At 73.5% G+C, this 4286-nt stretch carries 4 protein-coding genes; all 4 read right to left on the reverse strand.

Translation table 11 applies throughout. The annotated features are described in order from the left end of the window. Window positions 1-572 (reverse strand): L-histidine N(alpha)-methyltransferase (locus tag ACFTZL_RS41810; RefSeq protein WP_382594919.1); only part of this gene is annotated, 572 nt, incomplete at its 3' end. After that, entirely contained in the window at window positions 569-1360 is a 792-nt protein-coding gene (gene egtC / locus ACFTZL_RS41815; RefSeq protein ID WP_382594922.1) for an ergothioneine biosynthesis protein EgtC, read from the reverse strand. The genes ACFTZL_RS41810 and egtC, both read right to left, overlap by 4 nt. Further along, on the reverse strand, window positions 1360-2697 hold the full coding sequence (gene egtB, locus ACFTZL_RS41820) for an ergothioneine biosynthesis protein EgtB (RefSeq protein WP_382594925.1): 1338 nt from the start codon (window positions 2695-2697) through the stop codon (window positions 1360-1362). The genes egtC and egtB overlap by 1 nt, the downstream gene beginning before the upstream one ends. Continuing rightward, a complete protein-coding gene (gene egtA, locus ACFTZL_RS41825; RefSeq protein ID WP_382594928.1) occupies window positions 2694-3995 on the reverse strand; it encodes an ergothioneine biosynthesis glutamate--cysteine ligase EgtA in 1302 nt (433 codons plus the stop codon). The genes egtB and egtA overlap by 4 nt, the downstream gene beginning before the upstream one ends. Window positions 3996-4286: the final 291 nt, after the last annotated feature.

Below are 4286 nucleotides of genomic sequence, written 5' to 3' on the forward strand. Positions count from 1 at the left end.
GTGCCCATCAGCAGGGCGTCGCCCGGGGCGAGCATGCCCCGCACGGACGCCAGGAACGCGGCACGCTCGGCGGGCAGCAGATTGCCGATCGTGCCGCCGAGGAACGCCACCAGCCGGGGCCCCGGCGTGTCCGGCAGCGTCAGTTCCGCGGTGAAGTCGGCGATCAGCGCGTGCACGTCGATCCCCGGCCGCTCGGCGGCGAGCGCCTGCCCGGCCTGGGTGAGGGCGCTTCCGCTGACGTCGACGGGGACGTAGGTGTGCAGCTCCGTGAGGGCGTCGAGCAGGTGCCGCGTCTTCTCGGAGGAACCGGAACCGAGCTCGACCAGGGTGCGGGCCCGGGTCGCCGCGGCGATGTCGCCGGATCGCGCGAGCAGGATCTCCCGCTCGGCGCGGGTCGGGTAGTACTCGGGCAGTTCGGTGATCTTCTCGAACAGGTCGCTGCCGTGCGCGTCGTAGAACCACTTCGGCGGCAGCGTCTTGGGGGTGCCGGTCAGGCCCCGGTGGACGTCGGCGCGCAACGCGGCGCCCGTGGCGTCCTCCGGCAGGGTGCGGGTGATGCGGAACGGGCTCACGTACGGGGCTCCTTCAATGCTGCGGGGACCAGGGGGTCGGCAGGCTCCTTCAGCGGCGTGAGCAGCACGTCCGTGCGGCTCGCCGCGAGAAGGGTGCGGTCGGGGACCTCCTGCCAGTGCGGATCGTCGTCGTAGGGCTCGGAGGCCACGACCGTGCCGCCGCCCGGTCGGGTGAGGTACCAGAGGGCGTCGCCCCAGGCGGTCGCGGTGATGGTGTCGCCGTTGGTCAGGAGGAGGTTGAGCCGTGAACCGGGTGCGGCGGCGGCGACCTCCAGGACCGTGTCGGCCATCGCCTGGCCCTCCTCGTCACCGCCGCGCAGCCGGGCCAGCACCAGCGCCCACACGAGCGCCGAGTCGTTGCGGGCCTCCAGCGACAGCAGGTCCTCCGGGGACAGGCTCCGGGACACCGGCGCGAGCGAACCGGGCCAGCCCTTGACCGCGCCGTTGTGGCTGAACAGCCAGGTCCCCGCGGCGAACGGCGCCGCCGCGGCCTCCGCGTCCGCGCCCGACAGGGTCGCGTCCCGCACCGCCGCGAGCAGCGCGTTCGTCCGGACGACCCGGGCGAGATCGGCGAAGGACAGGTCCGCCCAGATCGGCCCGGCCCGGCGGTAGCGGGCCGGTACCGGGTCGCCCCCGGCGTACCAGCCGACGCCGAAACCGTCGGCGTTGACCGTCCCGTACCGCTGCCGCCGGGGCGCCCAGGACTGCCGGTACAGGCCGTGCGCGGGATCCACCAGGAGCCGCCCGAGCGGCTCCTCCGGGCCCACGTATGCCACATGACGGCACATCAGACATCCTCCGAGCGGGCCGTGCGGAACCCGGAGAAGATCTGCCGCCGGATCGGATGGTCCCAGTTGCGGAACGTGCCCCGGCAGGCGACCGCGTCCACGGCGAACGCACCGCCGCGCAGCACCTTGTAGTCGGGCCCGAAGAAGACTTCCGAGTACTCCTTGTACGGGAACGCCCGGAACCCCGGGTACGGCAGGAAGTCGCTCGACGTCCACTCCCACACGTCGCCGATCAACTGCCGTACGCCGAGCGGGGACTCGCCGGCCGGATAGCTCCCGGCCGGTGCCGGACGCAGGTGCCGCTGGCCGAGGTTGGCGTGCTCGGGCCCCGGCTCCGCGTCGCCCCACGGGTAGCGCATGGAACGGTCACCGGCCGGGTCGTACCGGGCCGCCTTCTCCCACTCGGCCTCGGTGGGCAGCCGGCGTCCGGCCCAGCGGGCGTAGGCGTCGGCCTCGTACCAGCACACGTGCAGCACCGGCTCGTCGGGCGGTACGACCTCGGTGAGGCCGAAGCGCCGCCGCAGCCACTGCCTGCCGTCCTGGCGCCAGTACAGCGGGTGCGCGATGGAGTTCCGGCGGATGTGGGCCCAGCCGTCCGCCGTCCACCAGCGCTGGTCGTCGTAGCCGCCGTCCTCGATGAACGCCTGGTACGCGCCGTTCGTCACCGGCGTGGTGTCGATGTGGAACGGCGCGACCTCGCGCCGGTGCGCGGGGCGCTCGTTGTCCAGGGCCCACGGCTCGCCGGAGGTGCCCATCGTGAACGGGCCGCCCGGGACCAGGACTTCGGACGGGCCGGTGAACAGCGGCGCCGGCTCGGGGTCGGGCGCGGTCAGGGCCTGCGGGCCCCTGCGGAGCTGATGCGTGATCAGCATGGTCTCGTCGTGCTGCTGTTCGTGCTGCGCGATCATCCCGAAGGCGAACCCGGCCTCCGTCAGCCGCGTCCCGTGGAACGCGGCCCGCTCCAGCACGTCCAGCGCCCGGCCGCGGACGTCGGCCGCGTAGGTGCGTGCCTCCCCGGGCGACAGCAGGGGCAGCTTCGGCCGCTCGGCCCGCGGGTGCTCGAAGGCGTCGTAGAGGCTGTCGATCTCGGGCCGTATCGCCTCCTGCCCGGCGACGGCACGCAGCAGCCACTGCTCCTCCTGGTTGCCGATGTGCGCCAGGTCCCACACCAGCGGCGACATCAGCGGCGAGTGCTGCGCGGTCAGGTCGGGCTCCTCGACACAGCTCGTCAGCAGCGTGGTGCGGTCGCGGGCGACGACCAGCGAGGCGACCGCGCGCTCGCGAAGAATCTCGGGGTCGACGGTTTCGGTGTCGACGGCGGGATCGGTGTCGGTCATGGGCGGATGTCCTTCCCGTGGGCGCGACCGTCCGTGGCGCGCTGTCGGTCGAGCAGGTCGTCGGCGGGGCAGCGGCCCCGGACGACATAGCGGTCCAGATGGGCCGAGACGGCTTCCATGACCTGGGGCGCGGCGCCGAGCCGGGGCAGGGCGTCCAGCGCGGTCGTGAAGCAGGTGACGGCCACCTCGCGCAGTTCGGCGTCGGCCAGCCCGCTGCGGGCCGCGTCGAGCCACAGCGGATTGTGCGGCGCGGGCAGCCCCAGCGTCCGCTCGGCCAGCGGCTTCACGGCCCGGTAGGCGGTCTCGGCGGCCTCCGGGTCGTCGAACAGCGCCGCCGTCACGGCCAGCGGCACGATCCAGCCGTCGTCCCCGGGCTGCGCGTCGATCATGCGCAGTTCCAGGTGGCCGCGGGGCCTGACCGGCGGGAACAGCGTCGTGACGTGGTAGTCGAGGTCCTCCCTCGTGGGCGGTCTCGGTACTCCCGTCTCGATCCACTCCCGGAAGGTGAGCCCTTCCGGGACGTCCCAGGGCGCGCCGTCCCGCCGTACGCACATCACGGGGGAGTCCAGCACGTGCCGGGCCCAGGCGCCGCGCGGGTCGCTGTCCAGGGGCGGTCCGCCCGCCCGGCCGGCGCCGATCCGCGTCCACAGCAACTGCCGGGAGGACATCCAGCCGGTCGGCCGGTGACCGGCGAGCGGGGAGCTGGCGAACGCGGCCACCAGGACCGGGCCCAGATGATGGGCCAGCCACCAGCGCCGCACCAGGCCCAGGGGCCCGGGCTCCTCGTGGCCGGCGTCGAGGCACACCTGCACGGAGGCGGAGGTGCACATCATGGCGCGGCCGGAGGGGCCCGTACGGTCCAGGCAGGCCTCCATGGCGTCGTAGCGCGGTTCGCGGAGGAACCGGCGGGGTTCGTGCCAGGGATCCTGGCCGAGGCCGACGAGCGCGAGGCCGTCCTCGCGAAGAACCGTGCGGACGGCGTCGAGGTCGGCGGAGACGGTACCGATGCACTCCGTCAGCGAGGCGGCGGGGGGCGAGCTCAGCTCAAGCTGGCCGCCGGGCTCCACGGTGAGCGCCGACCTCAGAGGCAGGTTCCGTACTGCGGCGTAGGCCGCTTCGAGTCGTTCGGGTGTGACGGGGAGCTGCGGTGCGCGCAGCTCGTGGACGAGCCATTCCACCTCGACCCCGAGGCGGCGTGGCGGGCCGGTTTTGAAGCAGATGCCGCGGACCAGGGCCTCGACGTCTGCAGCGGACAGGGCGGTGTGTGGCTCCGTACAGCCACTCGCCGAATCGGACATGTCGGGATCCTCCTGAGATTCCACCATGCCATCGGTCCGGGCCCTTGGCGGCCCGGGCCGGGGGATCACTCGTTCCACCCAAGACCTTCACGTCGCTCGGCACAAGGGGGCGAACCGGGGCGTTCCGGGCCGGTCATCCGGGCCGACCGGGCGTTTCCCGGTGCTTTCCCTGGTGTTCTCCGACGGCGGAAACTCCGTTGCGCCGCGGGTCCGGCATCACCCACGATGCCTGCGTGAGCACGACAAAGAAGACCGCGGGGCGCGCGGTCACGGCGCGCACGGGGGTGGCGC

The sequence above is a fragment of the Streptomyces sp. NPDC056948 genome (genome assembly GCF_042674225.1).
In the GTDB taxonomy this organism is placed as follows: Bacteria; Actinomycetota; Actinomycetes; order Streptomycetales; family Streptomycetaceae; genus Streptomyces; species Streptomyces purpurascens.

Excerpts from the sequence above, each read along its gene's own strand:
- egtC (WP_382594922.1), bottom strand. The coding sequence starts at position 1,360 with ATGTGCCGTCATGTGGCATACGTGGGCCCGGAGGAGCCGCTCGGGCGG.
- egtB (WP_382594925.1), bottom strand. The coding sequence starts at position 2,697 with ATGACCGACACCGATCCCGCCGTCGACACCGAAACCGTCGACCCCGAG.
- egtA (WP_382594928.1), bottom strand. The coding sequence starts at position 3,995 with ATGTCCGATTCGGCGAGTGGCTGTACGGAGCCACACACCGCCCTGTCC.